General features: G+C 44.7%; 16 protein-coding genes and 2 tRNA genes. 8 read left to right on the forward strand and 10 right to left on the reverse strand.

The window, feature by feature from the left end:
* Position 1 precedes the first annotated feature (1 nt).
* Together KCV26_11980 and KCV26_11985 are read right to left on the reverse strand one after the other, a co-directional pair.
* A complete protein-coding gene (locus KCV26_11980; protein WZX36015.1) occupies positions 2 to 466 on the reverse strand; it encodes a septal ring lytic transglycosylase RlpA family protein in 465 nt (154 codons plus the stop codon).
* Positions 467 to 683: 217 nt separating this feature from the next.
* Positions 684 to 756: transfer RNA gene (locus KCV26_11985), tRNA-Met, on the reverse strand.
* 117 nt (positions 757 to 873) lie between these two features.
* On the opposite strand from KCV26_11985, the gene KCV26_11990 reads away from it, so the two are divergent.
* From KCV26_11990 to KCV26_12000, 3 genes are all read left to right on the forward strand, one after another.
* Positions 874 to 1,617, forward strand: coding sequence for a polyprenol monophosphomannose synthase (locus tag KCV26_11990; protein WZX36016.1), 744 nt, complete (start codon positions 874 to 876; stop codon positions 1,615 to 1,617).
* The gene (locus KCV26_11995; protein ID WZX36017.1) at positions 1,614 to 2,954 is read left to right on the forward strand and encodes a dihydroorotase; all 1,341 of its coding nucleotides are present in this window, start codon (positions 1,614 to 1,616) and stop codon (positions 2,952 to 2,954) included. The genes KCV26_11990 and KCV26_11995 overlap by 4 nt, the downstream gene beginning before the upstream one ends.
* Before the next feature lie 71 nt (positions 2,955 to 3,025).
* Complete coding sequence (locus KCV26_12000; GenBank protein ID WZX36018.1) at positions 3,026 to 4,111, forward strand: glycosyltransferase; 1,086 nt, start codon at positions 3,026 to 3,028, stop codon at positions 4,109 to 4,111.
* A 40-nt stretch (positions 4,112 to 4,151) separates the two neighbouring features.
* On the opposite strand, the gene KCV26_12005 is transcribed toward KCV26_12000, so the two are convergent.
* From KCV26_12005 to KCV26_12020, 4 genes are all read right to left on the reverse strand, one after another.
* A tRNA-Thr gene (locus tag KCV26_12005) sits at positions 4,152 to 4,224 on the reverse strand.
* A gap of 61 nt (positions 4,225 to 4,285) precedes the next feature.
* Complete coding sequence (locus tag KCV26_12010; protein ID WZX36019.1) at positions 4,286 to 5,836, reverse strand: PQQ-binding-like beta-propeller repeat protein; 1,551 nt, start codon at positions 5,834 to 5,836, stop codon at positions 4,286 to 4,288.
* A 111-nt stretch (positions 5,837 to 5,947) separates the two neighbouring features.
* Positions 5,948 to 8,866 carry a protein translocase subunit SecDF gene (secDF, locus tag KCV26_12015; GenBank protein WZX36020.1) on the reverse strand — a complete coding sequence of 973 codons (2,919 nt, stop codon included), beginning with the start codon at positions 8,864 to 8,866 and terminating at the stop codon, positions 5,948 to 5,950.
* Positions 8,867 to 9,086: 220 nt separating this feature from the next.
* Positions 9,087 to 11,174, reverse strand: a complete 2,088-nt coding sequence (locus tag KCV26_12020) for a M3 family metallopeptidase (protein WZX38390.1) — start codon at positions 11,172 to 11,174, stop codon at positions 9,087 to 9,089.
* A gap of 301 nt (positions 11,175 to 11,475) precedes the next feature.
* Here KCV26_12020 and KCV26_12025 point away from each other — a divergent pair, with 301 nt between their 5' ends.
* From KCV26_12025 to KCV26_12045, 5 genes are all read left to right on the forward strand, one after another.
* Complete coding sequence (locus KCV26_12025; protein ID WZX36021.1) at positions 11,476 to 12,417, forward strand: SPFH domain-containing protein; 942 nt, start codon at positions 11,476 to 11,478, stop codon at positions 12,415 to 12,417.
* A gap of 33 nt (positions 12,418 to 12,450) precedes the next feature.
* A complete protein-coding gene (locus KCV26_12030) occupies positions 12,451 to 12,963 on the forward strand; it encodes a hypothetical protein (protein WZX36022.1) in 513 nt (170 codons plus the stop codon).
* Positions 12,964 to 12,965: 2 nt separating this feature from the next.
* Complete coding sequence (locus KCV26_12035) at positions 12,966 to 13,136, forward strand: Arc family DNA-binding protein (protein ID WZX36023.1); 171 nt, start codon at positions 12,966 to 12,968, stop codon at positions 13,134 to 13,136.
* 213 nt (positions 13,137 to 13,349) lie between these two features.
* Positions 13,350 to 13,715, forward strand: coding sequence for a BlaI/MecI/CopY family transcriptional regulator (locus tag KCV26_12040; protein ID WZX36024.1), 366 nt, complete (start codon positions 13,350 to 13,352; stop codon positions 13,713 to 13,715).
* A gap of 150 nt (positions 13,716 to 13,865) precedes the next feature.
* A complete protein-coding gene (locus tag KCV26_12045) occupies positions 13,866 to 15,647 on the forward strand; it encodes a TonB-dependent receptor plug domain-containing protein (protein ID WZX36025.1) in 1,782 nt (593 codons plus the stop codon).
* Positions 15,648 to 15,657: 10 nt separating this feature from the next.
* On the opposite strand, the gene KCV26_12050 is transcribed toward KCV26_12045, so the two are convergent.
* The 4 genes from KCV26_12050 to KCV26_12065 are packed head-to-tail and all read right to left on the reverse strand — an operon-like array spanning position 15,658 to position 20,700.
* Positions 15,658 to 16,743, reverse strand: a complete 1,086-nt coding sequence (locus KCV26_12050; GenBank protein WZX36026.1) for a prolyl oligopeptidase family serine peptidase — start codon at positions 16,741 to 16,743, stop codon at positions 15,658 to 15,660.
* Positions 16,744 to 16,761: 18 nt separating this feature from the next.
* The gene (crcB, locus tag KCV26_12055; GenBank protein WZX36027.1) at positions 16,762 to 17,136 is read right to left on the reverse strand and encodes a fluoride efflux transporter CrcB; all 375 of its coding nucleotides are present in this window, start codon (positions 17,134 to 17,136) and stop codon (positions 16,762 to 16,764) included.
* Between the two features lie 5 nt (positions 17,137 to 17,141).
* Positions 17,142 to 20,378, reverse strand: coding sequence for a UvrD-helicase domain-containing protein (locus tag KCV26_12060; GenBank protein ID WZX36028.1), 3,237 nt, complete (start codon positions 20,376 to 20,378; stop codon positions 17,142 to 17,144).
* Positions 20,356 to 20,700, reverse strand: coding sequence for a translation initiation factor (locus KCV26_12065; protein WZX36029.1), 345 nt, complete (start codon positions 20,698 to 20,700; stop codon positions 20,356 to 20,358). The genes KCV26_12060 and KCV26_12065 overlap by 23 nt, the downstream gene beginning before the upstream one ends.
* Positions 20,701 to 20,746 lie beyond the last annotated feature (46 nt).

The raw sequence follows: 20,746 nt of genomic DNA on the forward strand, positions 1-20,746 counted from the left end.
TTTACTTCAGCACTTTTTCTTTGTCTATTTTCAAATTCTTCCCTGCCGGGTGAGAAACTTTCACAAAGATATTGTTGAATTCGAAAACAAACGGCTTGAATCTTGTTAGGTCCCAAATCCATTCGCTGAGCTCCACCGTAGTGACACCTTGATGGATAATGTCCAGTTGCTTGGCAGCGGCATACGACAAGTCGATGATTTTATTTCTGGAGTATGGGCCGCGATCGGTTACTTCCACCAGTACCTTCTTTCCGTTTTTCGGATTTATCACTTCCAGTATGGTCCCAAACGGATAGGTTTTGTGAGCGCAAGTGAGGCTGTCTCTATGGTAGGGTATGCCACTTGATGTTTTCCGGCCGTGAAACTTGTCGGCATAATAGGACGCTCCTCCTTTTTGCTGTGCAAAAACAGGGCTATTTAATGTGTTTATAAACAGAATGATAATAAAAAAGAACGACTTTTTCATTGTCTCTTGTTTTGATTTTCACACTGCAAATGTATAAAAAAAATGAGAGTCTCCCATTTTTTTTATTTTTTTTGCCCATAAAGATACCAGATCATTTTTTATCGTGGTTATCTGCAGGCTCACAAACCAGATCCGGAGATGCAGGAGATATTGGGAAGATTGACGCGTTAACCCGTAGAAAAGAAAAAAGGAAAGTATTAAAACTTTCCTTCAGTAGTTGCGGAGATAGGACTTGAACCTATGACCTTTGGGTTATGAGCCCAACGAGCTACCAACTGCTCCACTCCGCGATATGTTTTCATTAATTGAGGTGCAAAGATACAATGTTTTTATTTATAAAACAAGTTTTTTGTATTTCTTTTTTTTTCTGCGACAAAATATGTACTTTTGGTATAAATTTCAAAACCATGTCCGACAGTCTTGTAATTATACCCACGTACAACGAAAAAGAAAACATCGAGAACATTATCCGTACCGTTTTTGGTTTGTCAAAGCCATTTGACATACTGGTTATAGACGATGGGTCGCCCGATGGAACCGCAACCATTGTACGCCATTTGGCAGAAACGGAATTTTCAACCCGGCTTTTTATTCAGGAGCGGTCAGGAAAGTTGGGTTTGGGAACCGCTTATATTCATGGCTTCAAATGGGCTTTAGATCATTCGTACGATTATATTTTTGAGATGGATGCCGATTTTTCCCACAATCCCGACGACTTGCTAAGGCTCTATTCTGCCTGTCACGATGAAGGGTTCGATATGTCGGTGGGATCCCGCTATTGCAGCGGTGTAAATGTAGTTAACTGGCCTATAGGACGTGTCTTGATGTCCTATTTCGCGTCGAAATATGTTCAAATAATAACAGGCGTAGCTATTAAGGATACTACTGCTGGATTTGTATGTTACAAACGAAGGGTATTGGAGGCCATCAACCTGGATGAGATAAAATTCAAAGGCTATGCATTTCAGATCGAGATGAAATATACGGCCTACGCATTGGGATTCAAAATAAAAGAAGTGTCGGTCATATTTGTTAATCGTCAGTTGGGGACCTCCAAAATGAACAGCAGCATTTTTGGGGAAGCTTTTTTTGGTGTCATGAATTTGCGCTGGAGAAAAATATCGGGCAACATTAAACCCAAACAATTATGAAACTTATCCATAAGGCAATCCTTATTAACGAAGGCCGTTCCTTTACGGGTTCTGTACTTGTAGAAGGAGACAGGATTTCGAAAGTATTTGAGAACGAAGTCCCCGAAATTATCCTTCAGCAGTGCGGTGAAATTATCGATGCAAGGGGCTTGTACCTTATTCCCGGGGTATTGGATGATCAGGTGCATTTTCGTGATCCCGGACTTACGCACAAGGGTGATATTTATTCGGAGAGCAGGGCCGCTGTCGCTGGAGGCGTAACCTCGTTTATGGAAATGCCCAATACCAACCCGCAAACCGTGACGATAGATGCTTTGCACGAAAAGTTTGATCTGGCCGCACAAAAATCCATTGCCAATTATTCGTTTTACCTGGGTGCCACCAACGACAACATCAAGGAACTGAAAAAAGTCGACAAAAAGAACGTTTGCGGGGTGAAAGTGTTTATGGGCGCTTCTACCGGAAACATGCTGGTAGACAACGCAAAAACACTGCAGCGGATCTTTGCCGAAGTAGATTCGCTAATTGCCACGCATTGCGAGAACGAGGAAATTATCCGTGACAATGTGGATGCCTACAGGAAGCGGTTCGGAGAAGATATTCCTGTTCTGTACCATCCGCTTATCCGCAGTGAAGAAGCATGCTTCCGCTCTTCGGCACAAGCTGCGGAACTCGCTGACAAGTACGGTTCCCGCCTGCATGTGTTGCATCTTTCCACTGCCAGGGAAATGAGTTTGTTCAGTAAGTCGTCTGTAAAAGACAAAAAAATAACAGCAGAAGTATGCGTTCATCACCTTTGGTTTACCGATGAGGATTATGCCCGGTTGGGCACACGCATCAAATGGAATCCGGCGATAAAAACGCGTGCAGACCGTGATGCCTTGCGTTCTGCGCTGATATCGGGAAAGCTGGATATTGTGGCAACTGATCATGCTCCGCATTTGTTGAGCGAGAAAGAGGGCGGTTGCCTGAAAGCTTCCTCTGGCGGGCCGTTGGTTCAACACTCCCTGCAGGCTATGTTGGAGTTGTCGTTACAAGGGCTCTGGTCGAAAGAATTTGTTGTGGAAAAAATGTGCCATGCGCCTGCAGAACTTTTTCAGGTGAGAGGCCGGGGATATATCCGCGAAGGATATTTTGCCGACCTGGTGCTTGTGAATCCTGATAAACTCTATACCGTAGGCAAAAACAATATCCTGTACAAATGTGGTTGGTCGCCGTTCGAAGGTGAAACTTTCCGGCACAGCATCGAGAAAACGTTTGTGAACGGGAATCTGGTGTTTGATAACGGCAATGTAGTTGAATCGGCTTCGGGGGAAGCATTGACGTTCGACCGGTAAATCCATGTGAGGTTATGGCCCCTATGTGACAATAATTTTATATCTTTGCGCGAAATCAAGAATAAATAACTGTGAAATTTTTATTTACCGTACAGGGCGAGGGCAGGGGACACTTTACGCAATCGCTCGCATTGGCGTCTATGTTAAGAAAACACGGACACGAAGTGGTGGCCGTATTGGTGGGTAAAGACGACTCGCGACAAATTCCCCGGTTTTATCTCGATAAAATCAATGCGCCTGTTTTTGATTTTAGAAGCCCTAATTTCACCGCATTATACAAACAAAAACGGCCAAACCTCGTATTGAGCGTCATTGGTAATTTTTCGCAATCGTTCATCTTTCGGAAAAGCATTCTTTTCGTCAAATCCAAGATAGAGGAATATCGTCCCGACGCGGTGGTCAATTTTTATGAAATGGTTACCGGAGTGGCTTTTAGAACCTATCGGTTTGATAAGAAGTTAAATGTTCAATTAATCAGCATCGCACACCAGTACATGCTGCTGAATCCGAAATACAAAACCACCAGCGAACAGGACATCAAGTATTATTTTCTTCGGATGATAACGAAGGTTACCTGCCAGTGTTCGTCCAAAATCTTGGCACTTTCGTTCCGTGATATGCCCGGAAGCATTGAGAAGAACCTGGTGGTTGTTCCGCCACTGCTCAGACAGGAGGTCTTTGAAAATGAACCCTCCGACGGAGATTATATCCACGGCTATATGATCAATACCGGATATTACGAGGAAGTGCTGGACTGGCACACTAAAAACCCCCACATTCCGCTGCGCTTCTTCTGGGACAAGAAGGATGCCGATGAGGTGACGGTGATAGACGAAAACCTGATACTGTATCGCATCGATGACGATCTTTTCCTGAAAAGTATGGCGGGCAGTATGGCATATTCCACCACCTCGGGATTTGAGTCGGTGTGCGAGGCACTCTATTACAAAAAACCCATTCTGATGATTCCCGTACACGTGGAGCAGGAGTTTAATGCTTATGATGCCAGCCTTTCCGGAGCGGGAATAAGCAGTACGAAATTTAAACTGAACAAACTGTTGAACTTTATACCGCATTACCGGCCCGATGAAAACTTCCGGGATTGGGTGCATCAGGCGGAAGAACGGTTTATCCGGGAGATCTGCGGCACCAACTAAAAAAGCCCTTAGCCGGGCGGCTAAAGGCTTTTGGTGAAAGAGCCACAAGCGAGATTCGAACTCGCGACCGACGCGTTACGAATGCGTTACTCTACCTACTGAGCTATTGTGGCAACGTTTCGGGTTGCAAAATTATAAAAAATAACCGAAACCGACTAAAATTACATCAAGTTTTTATCGTACGAACGCACTTAGGCTTAATTCCCAAAACAAATCTTTATCGAAAGCATACAATTTGTTGTTTCTCATAAACATATTGGGTGATGCCCGAAATTTCATTAACGCTTTTCCCGAATAATCACAAACGGTGAACTCTTTTTCATCGTTAGTCAGGAATTTATAATTGCCGTTATCGATTGTTTTTTTGAAAACATCCTTCTTGTCATACGTTATTAGTGTTTCTAAACTGTCAGTCAGCGAGATGACTCGATTCTCAGACGTCATTATCAGGTTCTGTTCGGGGTAAGCGGCAGCCAAATCCATAAAAGTAGAATCGCCCTGCAGGGCATAGATTCCGGATTCCACAAAAGTATCCAGTCGTTCACCTTTCTCGAGACCGATTATTTTTTCCGTCAGCAGGCTGCCGTCGGCAAGGGAATAGGTGACGATTTTGTTTTCGAAAACCAGGAAAAGCACGTCGTTGATAACCTGAAAATTCCGGATGAACTCTTTTTTCTCGGGAATCATGTTTAAATACCGTTGGGTGCCGTCATTAAGGTTAAAAGCAGCGAAATAAGGGTCGCCAACCGTGGAAAAACCACCGTTGTAGAAGGCATAACCGCGATTGATCATATAAATGACCGAATCTTTCAGGAAAAGGGACGATTTCGATGTGATTTTTTCAGGTAGCGGGATACTCCACTGAATTTCTCCCGAGTTTCCTACCCGGGAAATCATATCTCGGGAAGCGAGAACGATCGTGTTTTCTTCATCGATCAGCATATTTGAAACCATTTCCGTAACCTCGTCGGGGTTTGTTTGATACATGACGGTTCCCGTGAGAACCCCCAGCAAAATACCTGCGGCGTTGGTTGCGATCATTTTCCCGATCTTCTTTTGACTGGTGGTTGCTTTGTACGACCAGCTCTTTCCTGTAGGCAGTTCAAGTGCCTGAATTCCGTTGACGGACACCAGAAGAATGGAGTCGGTCAGCATGTAAGCATCGTCCCAGCCGCGTGTCCGGTCAACCGGCTTGGTCCACAGAATATTTCCGTTGGATAAATCGATGGCCGATAAGTTATTCGACATGCTTTGGAGCGGATAACCCACGCCTATGTTCAGTTCCGGGTCTATAAAATAAAAGTCATTTTTGTTCTCCCAAAGTACCTTTCCTGTTTCGGGATCGAGGCAAAGGTTTTTCTTTTTTTCGGCGAGAAAGAGGTACCTCCCCTGTTGTTTTGTTTCGGAGTTGTTGTAATTGACATTCCGGCTCCATTTTACAGATTTATCTTCCAGATCGATCATCACGACGTTTCCTTCATTCTTGAACGAGGTTCCTTTCTTGTTTGCCTGTCTCAGTTCGAGTAACAGGTTGTCTGAAAAACCATCCCAATGCCACCGGTAAATTTTGTGTTGTGGCTGGTAACATTTGGCCACAATATCGTTTCCGTCAAACGCTTTTCCTATAACGGTATCTTTTGTAACAAAAAGCCCGTTGGCGGTACGTTGCGCATTTATGTATACGGTAAAGCATAAAAAAAGAAAGGGAAATAGCGTCTTTTTCATAATCTTGTGATTTATTACGCGGTAAAATTAGTACTTTGTTCTCAAATGCAAAAAAAAACGGGTTGCCTGGCAACCCGTTTTAACATAATAATACCTAATTGAATATATTGTTTATTTTTTAGGTTCCAATTGTTTCTTTTCCTGCTGCGTTCTCATGATCGAGTAAGCTACAGGTGAAGCAATGAACAAACTTGTTACAGTTCCAACAACTACCCCGATCAACATGGCGAACACGAAACTTCTTACGGCATCACCTCCCAGGAACAGAATACACAAGATAACCAGGATCGTACTCAAACCGGTGTTGATGGTACGTGCCAATACGGCGTTCATGGAGTCGTTGAACAGTGCGCGCAGTTCGCGTTTGGGATACAACTGGTGCACTTCACGGAAACGGTCGAACACAACCACTTTGTCGTTGATGGAGTAACCCACAATGGTCAGGATAGCCGCAACAAATGTCTGGTCGATTTCCATTGAGAACGGCATTACCTTCCAAAGAAGTGAATAAAAACCGATAACGGCAAACGTGTCAATAGATAGTGCTGCAACTGTTCCTACGGAGAATGCCCAATTACGGAAACGGGCAAAAATGTAGATACCCATACAGATTAAAGCGATGGTAAGCGCCAGGAAGGCATTCTTCATCGTGTCTTCGGCAACGCTTGGACCCACTTTCTGTGAGCTCAGGATGTGGTCGTTGATGCTGCTTCCGGGTGCAATGTAATCTTTTAACCCTTCCCCAAGCAGTGTAACTAAATCGTCTTCCACGGTTGCGCTTTCGGAATCAATCATATAGTTGGTAGAAATACGCACCTGATTGCTTGAGCCGATGGTGATTACCTGTGCCGATCCGCCTAAGACCGGTTGCAATGCTTGTTCAATATCTCCTGTTTTTACCGGCTGGTCGAAACGCACAATGTAGTTGCGTCCACCGGTAAAGTCGATACCCGTATTCAATTTCAAGGTAAAGAGTGAACCGATGCTGACAACTCCAAAAATGAGTATTGCCAGTATGATTTTCTTGCTGTTTTTGATGAAATCGAAGTTATATACGTTAAAGATAGCCCTCGAGAATCCGGTATTGAAAGTAAGTTTTTGCCACCTGTTTTTTTCAAATTGATACTCGTAAACCAAACGAGTTAAGAAAACGGCGGTTAGGAACGAAACGGAAATACCGATGATCAGTGTAACGGCAAATCCTTTGATAGGACCTGTTCCAAAGATCGCCAAGATGATACCGGTGATGATGGTTGTCAGGTTGGAGTCGAGAATTGCCGAGAAAGCATTCTTATAACCGTCTTCCAGTGCTTTACGCAACGATTTTCCATTAGCCAGTTCTTCCTTGATACGTTCGTTAATCAGTACGTTGGCATCCACAGCCATAGCGAGCGACAAGATCATCCCCGCGATACCCGGCAGGGTAAGGACTGCCTGGAATGCTGCCAGGACTCCCAGCGTGAAGAAGAAGTTGATGAGCAGCGCGCCGTTGATTACCATTCCCGGGATAATTCCGTATAGCAAGCAGGTGAAGATAAACAGTACGATAAGGGCAATGACAAACGACACAAAACCGTCGCGAATAGCTTCCTGCCCCAGTGAGGGTCCTACGACATCTTCCTGAACGATGCGGACACCCGCTTTCATTTTTCCCGATTTCAACACGTTCTCCAAGTCACCTGCTTCTTCCGGGGTGAATCGTCCGGAAATGGAGGAACGTCCGCCTTCGATGCGGTCATTTACGGTAGGTGCGGAGTAAACGTAGCCATCAAGTACGATGGCGATGGATTTGCCTTTTTCTGCCCCCGTAATGGTTGCCCAGCGGCTTGCGCCGGCCGAGTTCATGGTCATGCTCACCTCCCAGGCCGAACCTTGTTGGCCCTGGTCGGCCTTTGCGTTGGTAACAACATCTCCTTCGAGAGCGGGTCCGCGTCGGGTCCCGTCACCTTTCAGTGCATATAACTCAAAATAGGTCTCGCGCTGGTCGATGGGTTTAAATCCCCATTTGAAACGAACGTCGGCAGGGAAAATATCTTTGTATCGTTGAAGCAGGTAATTAACTGCGGCTGTATCGTTTTTGGCAGCCGTTCCCACAATAGGTCCACTGGCACCGCTCATGGCAAAGTAGGGTTGAGCAAAATATTCAACAAAACTTTTGTTGATCTCCATTTTTTCTTCCTCAGCACTTGATGAATCCAGTGTCAATGAATCCGTTGTTTCTGTTATTGTGGCGGAATCGGTGGATGTTGCCGCAGCGCCACGAACAGCCTGCGCATATTCTGCGGAACGGGTGTTTATTTCGTTGAAGTATGTTCCGAGTTCGTTTACGTTGTAGGTTTTCCAGAACTCCAGGTTGGCGCTTCCTTGCAGAAGATTTCGAACGCGTTCGGGTTCCGTAATACCGGGCATCTCGATAAGAATACGTTCGGCCTGATCAAGGCGTTGAATGTTGGGAGCAACTACCCCGAAACGGTCGATACGTGTACGAAGCACATTAAACGAGTTGTCAGCAGCACTTTTCACTTCCTGCCGGAGGACGTTGACTACCTGGTCGTTGGTTGCTGTAGGGGTCACCCTGTCACTCATGGTGATGCTGAAGATATTTGCCAGCTTACCATCGGGATTTATTCTTTCGTAGTTTTGACGGAAAAGAGTGATGAAGTCGGATGAACTTCCTTTTCTGTTTTGAACAATCGTTTCCTGCAATGCCTGGTTAAATTGCGGGTCATCGGTGTTGGCCAGCGCCCTGAGAACCTGGGCAACATCCATTTCCACAATCACGTTCATCCCGCCTTTCAGGTCGAGTCCTAAACCGATCTCTTTTTCACGAATTTGTTTTAGTGTGTATCCTAAATAGACTTTCTCGGTAGAAAGTGAATCGAGATACTGATTCTTTAGTTCCAAGTCTCCTTTGGCATACGCATCGGCTTTTTTGTTGTATTGTCTGCCTACTACGGTAAAAGATAAGTAGAACAAACAGATAAGCGTGAGTATGATTGCGAAAACTTTAATAAATCCTTTGTTTTGCATTTCGATATTACGTTTATTATATGAGTATTAATCTATTCTTTTTTAGGTGTTTATCCGATTTTTTTGCCAAAAATAAAGGCATCTGGAATGCCTTTCTATTTGAGCCTGCAAATATACACTTTTTTTGTCTTTTTAAGAACAATATCGTTGGATTATTTTTGCTGCATGGGGGGAAATGCTTTCCCGAGAGTCCCTCCTTACCTTGCCAGATAAAAGTTAATTACTGCACAAATCCCCTGTTTTTCAACAGGTAGATTGGATTAGGTTCTGCTCCGCGGTACTTCTTGTAAAGGATCATCGGGTCGTCCGAGTTGCCTTTCGATAAAATGTTTTCACGGAACGAAGCGGCTGTCGCTTTATCGAACACCCCTTTATCAGCAAAAGGCTGGAACGCATCGGCATCCAATACTTCTGCCCACAGGTAAGCATAATATCCGGCAGAATAGCCCCCACTAAAGATATGCGAGAAATAGGTGCTGCGGTAACGGGGAATAATTTCACTGATAAGTCCGATTTTCTCCATGGATTTTTTCTCAAAATCGCGAACGTCAATATTTTTTCTTTCGCTTTGTGTGTGGTAATCCATATCGAGCAGTGCAGCCGCAACAAATTCGGTGGTAGTGAATCCCATATTGAATTTGGACGCTGCGTCTATTTTAGCGATCAGTGAATCGGGGATTACTTCACCTGTTTGGTAATGTTTGGCGTAAAGTTTTAACACTTCGGGATGGAATGCCCAATGCTCCATGATTTGTGAGGGAAGTTCCACAAAGTCGCGCGACACGCTTGTGCCGGAAACGCCTGAATAGGTCACGTTTGACAACATTCCGTGCAAACCGTGTCCGAATTCGTGGAAAAGTGTTTCCACTTCGTCTAACGTAAGCAGTGAAGGAGTGGTTTCCGTGGGACGTGTAAAGTTGCCCACGTTGAAAACGAGCGGACGGATGTTTTCGCCATTGCGAATTTGCTGCCCGCGGAAGCTGCTCATCCAGGCTCCGGCATTTTTACCTGCACGTGGAAAGTAATCGGTGTAGAATACCGAGATATGGGAACCGTCGGCATCCAGCACCTCATAAGCTTCTACTTCGGGATGGTAAACCGGAACGTTATCCAACTTTTTGAAATTCAGTCCGTAGAGACGGTTGGCTACTTCAAATACGCCTTCGCGAACGTTTTCCATCTTGAAGTAGGGTCTGATTTCTTCTTCGTTGAGGGCATACTTCTGTAGGCGGAGTTTTTCGGTGTAATACCACCAGTCCCACGATTCGATTTTAAAGTTTCCGCCTTCGGCGTCGACCATCGCCTGAAGTTCGGCAGCCTCTTTCTTTGCCTGTGGTAAAGCGTACTTCCATACATCGTTGAGCAGCTTGTAAACGTTTGCCGCTGTTTTAGCCATGTTTTCGTCCAGTATGAAATCGGCGTGGGTTTTGTAGCCGAGCATTTGCGCTTTTTCGATACGCAGGTTCACGATGTCGTTGATGATTTTCTTGTTGTCGTTTTCGTTATCGTTGTCGCCGCGGTTGAACATGGCCTTGTATAGTTTTTCCCTTAATTCACGTTTTTCAGCATACTGCAGGAACGGTAACCAACTGGGTTTTTGAAGGGTGAATACCCACTTTCCATCCTGTCCTTCCTTTTTAGCGGTTTCAGCAGCAGCAGCGATTACTCCTTCGGGGAGTCCGGCCAGATCATGTTGATTTTCGAGTACCAATTTAAAACCGTTGGTCTCTTTCAGCAGGTTGTTCCCGAATTTAAGCGTAAGGGAGGAAAGTTCCTTGTTGATTTCACGGAGCCTGTTTTTCTCTGTTTCGCCCAACATGCTTCCCGAACGGACAAACCCTTTATAATAGTTGTCCAGCAAACGATACTGTTCGGTAGTCAGGTTCATACCCGTCGTGTCATCGCGAAGCGTTTTGATGCGGGCAAACAGCTTGTCGTTAAAATTGATGTTGTCCCGGTGTTCGGACATCAGCGGGGATAACTCCTCAGCCAACGCCTGAATAGAATCGTTGGTTTCAGCTCCCTTTAAACCGTAAAAGACGCGTGAAACCCTGTTCAGTAAACGTCCGCTGTTGTCCAATGCTGCAATGGTGTTTTCAAAGGTGGGTGCTTCCGTATTGTTCGCAATAGAATCAATTTCGCCGGTTTCCTCTTCCATCCCTTTTAAAAATGCGGGCTTAAAATCGGAAAAGGAAATTTTGTCAAAGGGTGGCATCCCGAACGGTGTGTCGAATTCGGTGTAAAAAATAGCTCCGTTTTCCCGGGCCTGTTCCCCGGTTTTTGCGTTGTTACAAGCAAGTAAGGCCATAGTTGCTAACGTGATAAATAATAATTTTTTCATTCGAGTACTAATTGATTGTTATTTAAACGATTGTAAAAAAGTATTGAATGTTTTCTAAAAATTCAAAATAGTTTCTGAGGCAAAGGTATAACTTTTTGCTTATTAATTAAGGATTTAACCGATGGTTTTACCCGATGCTCTGTCATTTTTTCATGTTTTTGAGAAAAATTTTAAAAAAAACAAAAAAAAAACGCCGGAAATTTGGAAAATATAAAAAAATGTTGATATATTTGCAATATCAAAATAATATCATTTTAAATTAATCGATATGGAAACAAAGGAATTTATTTTTAACAGTTTTAAAGCGAACGGTTTTCTTATGCTTTTTTTGTTGCTTCTAATGCTTGGGGGAACTGTTTTTTGTTTTTTTCTGGGTAATGCAGGGGTTATAGCCGGTTGTTTTTTAGCATTGATCTGGTTTGTACTGCTTTTCGGATTTGTAAAACTCGAACCCAATGAAGCAGTAGTGATGATCTTCTTTGGGAAGTACAAGGGTATTTTAAAAGAAACCGGGTTCTTTTGGGTTAATCCGTTCATGTCCAAGAAAAAACTATCGATGCGTGCCAGAAACCTGAATGTGAATCCGATAAAAGTCAACGATAAAGTGGGAAATCCCATTTTGATAGGATTGGTATTGGTTTGGAAACTTAAAGATACGTACAAGGCAATGTTTGAAATTGACGCACAGACAATGGCGGCTTCCAAACCGGGCAAAGACGGCACGGTAACTTATTCGGTGAGTAAACAAATGGATGCGTTTGAAAACTTTGTTGCTGTTCAGAGTGATGCCGCTTTGCGCCAGGTTGCCGGGCAATACGCTTACGACAATAATGTGGTGTCGGATGCGGCAATTACGCTCCGTTCGGGAGGTGACGAGGTGAACGTGGATTTGCTCAACGAGTTGAATAACCGTTTGGAAATGGCGGGTATAGAAATTGTTGAAGCGCGCATCAATTACCTGGCATATGCCCCCGAAATTGCAGCCGTGATGCTTCGCCGTCAACAAGCCGAAGCCATTATCTCGGCACGCGAGAAGATTGTTGAAGGAGCGGTGTCGATGGTAAAGATGGCGCTCGAACGCATTGAAGACGAAAACATCATTGAGATGGATAGCGATAAAAAGGCAGCCATGGTAAGTAACCTGTTAGTAGTGCTTTGTGCCGATGAATCGGCGCAGCCTGTATTGAATACAGGAACATTGTATCAGTAAGCGAGCCAGGGTTAAAGGATAAAGTCAAGAATGATGAAAAAAGAACCGGTTGAATTTTACGAAGTACAGCGGTTTCGCCAGTGGTGGACATGGATTCTCTTGCTGGGGATTAACGCCCTTTTTTTGTGGGGTTGTATTCAACAGCTTCTACTGGGAAAGCAGTGGGGAACTAACCCGATGAACGATGCCGGATTAATAATTGTTGCCGCAGCCATGCTCTTGTTGAGTGTGGCAATCCTCGGTGCAAAACTGTTTACTTACATTAACGAAGAAGGTGTTTACGTGAAATTTTTCCCGTTTCATTTCCGGTATAAGTTTTACGATTGGAGTAACTTGCATAAGGTGTATGTCAGAGATTATAAACCCATAAAAGAATTCGGTGGCTGGGGTATCCGGTTTTCCATAAATGCGGGAAGAGCTTTTACCATGTCTGGAAACAAGGGGTTGCAGCTTGTGCTGATGAACGGCAAAAAAGTGCTTATCGGAACAATGCAGGCTGAATTTCTTGCCGAAATTTTGGTTAAATTGGGCAAAACGAAGGATTGAAAATGGCTAAAAAAGAAAAAACAACCCGGAACTTCGCATTGCGGCTGGACTCAGAAACGATGGAGGCTATTGAAAAATGGGCTGCCGATGAGTTTCGCAGTGTTAATGGCCAAATCCAGTGGGTCCTGGATCAGGCGTTGAAGAAAAACGGGAGGTTGAAGGAAAAGGGTTAATCTGTCAGCTACGTTAATACTATCTGATTATATATTTATAAACCGATTGATAACCAGTCGGTTTATTTTTTACTTTTAATTTTAACTATACTCTTTAGTTCTTTTAACTATATAAATTAGTTTCAAAACTAAAAAAAATAGTTATATTTGTGCCATAGTAAATTTCTCCACGCTTAATGTGGTCTGAAGTCTGACATCTAACCTCTGTAAAAAATGAAACAATTAACAGCCAAAGAAGAAGAAGTTATGCGTTATTTTTGGGAAAACGATGCGTTGTTTGTGAAGCAACTCGTAGAAATGTATCCCGAACCGAAGCCGCATTTCAATACGTTATCCACCTATGTGCGGGCACTGGAAGAGAAAGGTTTTTTGTCTCACGAAACATTTGGGACCACATACCGCTATTTTGCCGTAATTACGGAAGAGGAGTATCGCAACGGAACGCTTCGGAATGTGGTGAGGAAATATTTCGATAATTCGTACCTGAGCGTAGTCTCGTCGTTGATCAAAGAGGAGAATATTTCGGTGGAAGAGGTGAGGAAACTGCTGGACGAAGTGGAAAAGTTGAATGAGAACTGAAAATAAAAAATTACTGCCATGTTTTAGTAATATTGATGATAGATTGAAAAAGATTGATGGAGATTGATAGTGGGCTGCCTGTTTTTCAATCTTATTCAATCTGCATTCGATCTAAATTCTTAAAAAAAAGACAAACACAAATACTGACAAATGGAAACATTTTTATATTACCTGCTTCGCGCCTCCGTTCTGATGGCCTTTTTTTACGGTTTCTACAGGCTTTTTTTCGGAAAAAATACGTTTCATCGCTTCAATCGTTTTTTGTTGATATCGATCGTGATGCTGGTCGTCGTGCTTCCGGTCTTGCGTTTCAGTTTGCTTCCCGTAAAAAAAGTAGAACCAATCGCAGAAACAATTGCCTTTGATCCCTCGAATATTCCAGTGAGTGAGATTGTTGGACCGCAACCACATATTGTAATTCCATGGGTGCCGGTACTGTCGGTTCTGTTTGCCGCCGGATTCCTTTTCGCTGTTTTGCGTTACCTGGCGGGACTGAATCAGCTTATCCGTATTATTCGGAGGGCAGAGAAGCAGTCATTGGCCGACGAAACAGTTTTATGTGTAACCGATAAAGATATTGCGCCGTTCAGTTGGATGAAAAACATTGTTTTGTCACGCAAAGACATTACGGCAGACAATCGGGCTATCATCAATCACGAACGGGCACATATTCATTTGCTACATTCATACGATATGATTTTTTTCGATCTGTTCACGTGTGTTTTCTGGTTTAACCCTTTCTCGTGGCTGCTGCGAAGGGAAATTCAATCGGTTCACGAATACCAGGCCGACGAACAGGTCCTTACCAGCGGCACCGATGCAAAACAATATCAACTTTTATTAATCCGCAAGAGTGTGGGCGAACATAAGTTTGCTTTGGCAAACAACTTCCGTCAGCGCGACTTGCACAAAAGAATTACAATGATGATGAAAAACAAAACCAACAAACAAATGAAATGGAGCTACACGGCGGCGCTTCCCGTGTTGTTTCTGGCTATGGTCGTCCTCTCGGTTCCTAAACTGAATGCGAAAGTGGTGGAAAAGGAAATTGAAAACACTTCTGAAAACGAGATAATGACGACTCAAATGGGGGATTCGATAATTATTGCCGATAATCGGGCAGATTTGACAAAAAATCCGTTAGAATTAGGGAACACACGAGTTTTGACGAAGGATAGTTCAGATTTTGTCATCGCGTTTGAGGAAAAGCTTACTGTATCTGGTTTAGTGAAAGACAACCAGGGTATTATAATGGGGGCAGCTGTTGTTATTAAAGGAACAAACCGGGGAACCATCACTGACTCACAAGGAAAATTTGTAATAAAAGTGGATAAAGGCAGTACGCTCGTGTTTTCGATGATTAATTATAAATCTTCGGAATATACGGTCGATGAAGCGAAAGACAATCTGGTTATCGTGTTATCTCCCGATGAGTTATCTCCCGATGAGGAAATCGCTGTGGGTTCAGGACAGATGTCCTCCCTCAAAGGAGAATTGCGAGGTCTTAAAATCCGGGAAAAGGAGGGTGAGAATGTTATCGGAATCCGTACCCCGGACGGAATGCAACCGTTGCTTATCGTGGATGGAAAACGGACTTCGGAAGAAGAACTTCAGGGAATCAATCCCAAGGAAATCAAATCGATAGATGTTCTGAAGAACGAGACATCCACGTTCCTTTACGGCGAAGACGGGAAAAACGGTGTGGTGTTGATTACAATGAAAAAGCCGGCTCAACATGCAATAATTTCGACTCATGGGTTGAAGGGAAAACCCTTGATTGTTGTTGACGAAAAAAAAATGCCGGCAGACTTTGAGCTAAACACCGTTAATCCCGATAAGATTGAGTCGATAACAGTATTAAAGGATAAATCCGCTAATGAAATTTACGGCGACGAGGGAAAGAACGGGGTGATAATTATTAAAACGAAATAGAAGCATAAGCTTAAAATCCGTACGCCGCCACACGCATTTCTGCCGCCGATTTGAACGGTTTGGGCGGATTCAGGTAACGTTCCAGAAATTTATGCACGCCATAGCGGATATCGGTGGCCTCCTTGCTGTCGATACGGTCGAAGCCGTGCCCGCCAGATGCTTCTTCAAAGATGGTGTATTCAAACTGTTTACCCTCTTTTTTCAGGGTTTCGATCATTAATTTTACTTCTTCCACATAGACGTCGTTGTCGTTGGTGTTGGTGTAAATTAACAACGGTTTGTTCAGGTTCCTGGCGTAGTGAGTGGGGGAGCGCCTTGCATATTCTCCGGGATTTTCCCGGATACTTTCCCCGATATGGTGAGGTGCCGTGAAGTAATCCGTATAACTCTCTTCGTGCGAGGCCAGCCGGTTTTCCAAGTCGCTTACGGGCACTCCGGCAAATGCACATTGGTAGTTGTCGCCGTGCTGCAAGATTTGCATCAACGCAATCATTCCACCGTGGCTCCACCCGATGATACCCACGCGGGTGGAATCCACAAAGCTATAGTTATCAATCATATAGTTTCGACTTTCCAGTACATCGTCGTTTTCACGGCCGCCGTAATCGATGTTTTCGTACGTGGTTTTTCCGTATCCCGTGCTGCCCCGGTATTCCGCCGATACCACCACGTATTCCTGGGCAATCAGCTCGCGTACGATGTGCGCGTAGTAGGTAGAAAAATTGGCATGAATCCCGCTGTGTGGCAGGACAATTAACGGGTATTTCCTGTTGGTGTCCACAGTTTTGGGAATGAACACATAGGTATAGAACTGTAATTTGTTGCCTGCGAAGCGGTCGTCAGGGTCTTTCGGTTTCCATCGGGGAGTACTGGTTAGCCTCACTTTGTCGACATGGGCAATATCTTCCAACCGCCGGAACCACATCAGGTCGTCGATTTGCTTTTCCAATACATCAAAACGATGCTGATAGTCGTTTACTGTCTGTTTCAAGGAGTTGATCTCTCTCAGCAAGACGGAATCGGTCTGTGCAAAGACGGCTGAGGTACTGATAACCGTAAAAAAGACGGTCAAGGTAAATTTGATTGATGAGTTCATTGTGTTTTCTTCATTTTTTTAAGCACCGATTTTCATTCCCGCCCAGGCGGCAAAGATCCCCAGGACAACGCTGAACAGGGTGTAGCCCAGCAACAGCGTCCACTGGCCGAGTTCCAGTAACCGGAGGTTCTCAAACGCAAACGTCGAAAATGTAGTGTATCCGCCGCAGAATCCTACGATAAAAAGCAACCTGAACGGTTGATTATCGGGTTGGTTGGCGAGCATCCACCCCGACAAAACCCCTATCAGGAAACACCCGATAATGTTTGCGGCGAACGTCCCTAAAAATAGAAAATAATCGTGCGCATACTTCGCCACGATTTTCGAGGTAAGGAACCGCAGTATACTGCCGGCTCCACCCCCCAATCCCACGTATAGCATTTCTTTTAGCATAATCTTTAGATTGTCCCGACTTCGATTACTTTCCCTATTTTCACGTAAAACACGTATCCTTTCACATTGTTGTATCCCATCTCTTTTATTAACCTGACGTAATGTCTCACCTGGCGTTTGTATTGTTCTTCTTCCCTTTCGCCAAATTTGTAGTCCACCACGATTGCCTCGTTATCTCCAATCATTATCCTGTCGGGTCGGCTAAAGCCGAAAGCCGGATGAAGTACTTCTGTTTCGTTGATGACACGGTATTTTCCTGAATACCATTCAGCAATCCCCGGATCTGACAAAATGCGGGTGAGCAGTCCGGTTATCTCGTTTTTTTCACCGGCATCGATTTCCCCCGAAATATATTTTTTTTCAACAGCACCGGCCAGGTCGCCAAGGTCTTGTATGCTACTGATGATCTCGTGCATAAGTGTTCCGTAGGCACGGCTTCCATCTTCGGAAAAAAAGCCTGCTGAGTTTAACCGCAGCTTAAGCCGGTTGTTGAACGGGATGGATTGCCATTTTCCCGAATCCAGCTTGGAAGCCGATCCTTTTTCTGTTTTACGCTGGAGCAGAGTAGGGGTTCCCAACTCGAAAACCGCGTTGTTTTCCTGTCCGGTGAGATAATCACTTAGCAAAAGCTCTCCTTCATTTTTCCCGTCCGATTTAAATGTCTGCCACAACAGCGAATTGATATCGTTAACGGCGTCCCCTACAGGTTTAGGCGCAACGGCGATGATGCGGTTCTTGGCGCGTGTGAAAGCCACATAAAGCAGATTCAGGTTGTCTATGTATGTGTACAGCTTCTCCTTCAGGTAGTCCTCTTTGAAGAGGGTGTTTTCGAGAGAGCTCTTATACTGCAGTGGAATGGTTCCAAGCCTGTTAAAAGGTTCCACCGTGGGCTTACACCACAAAACAGGCCCCATATTGCCGGTATGGTCGATGTCCCATTTTAAGAACGGCATAATAACGGCACCAAACCCCAATCCCTTGGATTTGTGTATGGTGACCAACCGGATGGCATCTTGTTCGTCGGGCGAAAAAAGTGTTTTCCCCGATCCTTTTTCGTCCCACCATTCCAGAAAATCATTGATGTTCGATGAAGCATCGGTGCTGAATTTCAGCACGATATCCATAAATGCCTGTACGTAAGCATTTTCCTTTTCATTGAGCGCATCCACACTCATCGCGAAAAAAGCCTCGATCATCTCGTAAAAAGGCAGGGTGGAGATGCGGTGAAGTTCCGGTTTGACTTCAACGGGGAAATCCTTCGCTCCTTCATCAAAATAGTTGCTGATAGCCTTATCGGGCAACAGGCCCCGGTGAAATCGGTAATATTCATATACGGCAAGCATGCGGCGGGTTTCATCGTTGCGGTTCTGAAAATGGCGGAGCAAGGCAATGACGGCCTTCACACTTTGCGCGTTACCGATGACGAGTGCCTCGTTTGATATGATGTCGTACCGGTAACCGGATTGGAGGTTCTTTTCCTTGTAGTTCAGCAGGGTCTCGGCAACCTCTATTGCTTCGTCGTTCTTCCGCACCAGGATGGCAATGTCTTTTAAGGCGAATCCCTGGTCCTGCAAGCGCTCGATCTCGAGAGGAAGCTGTTCTAATGCCTTTGATTTCCAGTCGTTTTCCTTGTCAGAGGTGTCGAGGAACGAAATTTTGACATACCCCTCGCCCGGACTTTTACCCGACGGAACCTGTTGCCGGACGTGTTGGTAGGCTTCTGTAATTTTCCCGTTGGGATTCTCCTGTAATTCTGCAGAGGTATTGAATTTTTTTTGCAAGATTGCCGCTGCGGCGGAAAAGACGGAATTGTTGAAATTCACGATGTTGAAATCACTACGCCAATTCATTTCAAGCACGTTGTTGCGGATAATGTTGTCGCTGAAATCCTGCAGGATCCGGCTTTCCAACAACTCCCAGTCGGAATTCCGCCAACGGTATATGCTTTGTTTCACGTCCCCGACAATCAGGTTGAAATGTCCGCCGTCCAGGCTCTCCTTGATTAACGGTTTAAAATTCTGCCATTGCATGGATGAAGTATCCTGGAACTCATCAATCATATAGTGGTTGATGCGCGTGCCTGTTTTTTCGTAGATAAAGGGCGATTCGCTGTCGGAAACAATCCTGTTCAACAGTTCGGTTGTGTCGGAAAGGAAAAGGGTGTTGTTTTCCTGCTGGTATTCCTGCAGGCGGTTTCGTATGTCGTTGAGGATCCCCAGCGTGTGGTAGTTTTGCAGGATACTTACGGCGGTGTTGTAGGAGAGGTTGTTTTCGAACAGGTTTACGGCTTGTTTCACGCAATCGTTGAGCCCTTCGTAATAGGCAGACTCTATTGCCGGCTTTTTCTCGCTTTTGGTGGTTACCCAGTCTTCCAGGTTGTCGGCACGACTAAAAAAACGGGGCGATGGCTTTTTAAAATCTCCATTGGCCAATTTGATGAAAGCCAGAAACCCGGAGTTTTTGCCGTGCTTGAAATCGGTGTAGTTCAGCCCGAATCGTTCCATCAGATGTAACGCGCGCGCTCCGGTAGATTTCAATTCACCTTCCCACGACCGGATGATCTTCAGCAATGTCTGCCGGTAATCGTTCAGCTGTTTTTTGTCTTCAATTTTCAGCTTGTCGTCATTGTCCAGCAGCTTGTATTTCTCGTTGAAGAGTTGTCCGGCCAACTTGCCGATGTTTTGTTTGATGTTCCAGCTTTTCCCGTCCTCAATCTGGTGTCTCATGTAATCGAGGATCCATCCGGCGAGTTCTTTGTTTTGGGGCTTGTCGAGTTCAAAGATCATCAAGTCGATAATCTGCGTCAGCACAAAATTGTCGTCGAGTTCCAGTTTATACCCTCCCGACAAACCCATTTCACGCGTGAAAGCACGCAGGGTTTGTTGAAAAAAACGGTCTATGGTACTGATGGAAAAAGCGGAATAGTCGTGAAGAATACTTTCGAGGATAGTTGCGGCTCTTTCTCTGATTCTGTTTTCCGGGAGACGGAATTCTTTTTTCAGCTCTTCCAAATAACTTGAGCCTTCTTCTTTTGTGAGCTTGTAGAGCTCTTCTACAACGCGTGACTTCATTTCATCCGTAGCCTTGTTGGTGAAGGTAACAGCCAGGATGTGCCTGTATTGGTTTTCGGCAGAAAAAAGCAGGCGCAGGTATTCTCCGGTCAGCCGGTGTGTTTTTCCCGACCCGGCAGAAGCTTTTATGAGCAGCAGGTGGTTGAAGTCAGATGACGCGCGATTTTGCATATCCCTCTTTTTGCAGTATCTCGAGCACTTTTTGCCGGTGGTCGCCCTGAACGATAATCTCTCCGTCCTTGGCTGAACCACCCACACCGCATCTGGTTTTCAGCAGTTTTCCTAATGTCTCCAATGCTTCGTTTGTCCCTGCAAATCCGGTAATCAATGTAACGGCTTTCCCTTTCCGGTTCCGTTTGTCAAGGCTCACACGCAGAAGTTGCTTCTCCTTGGGAAGAGTGATTTCCTCTTCCGCTTCCCCATCTTGATAGTGATAATCGGGGTTGGTTGAGTAAACAATATTCAACCGCTTTTTCCAGTCGTTATCCTTCATTGTTGCCGTTGTTTATTAAACTACGAAGGTAGGAATTTTTTTTTAG

Source organism: Petrimonas sulfuriphila (genome assembly GCA_038561985.1).
Classification (GTDB): domain Bacteria; phylum Bacteroidota; class Bacteroidia; order Bacteroidales; family Dysgonomonadaceae; genus Petrimonas; species Petrimonas sulfuriphila.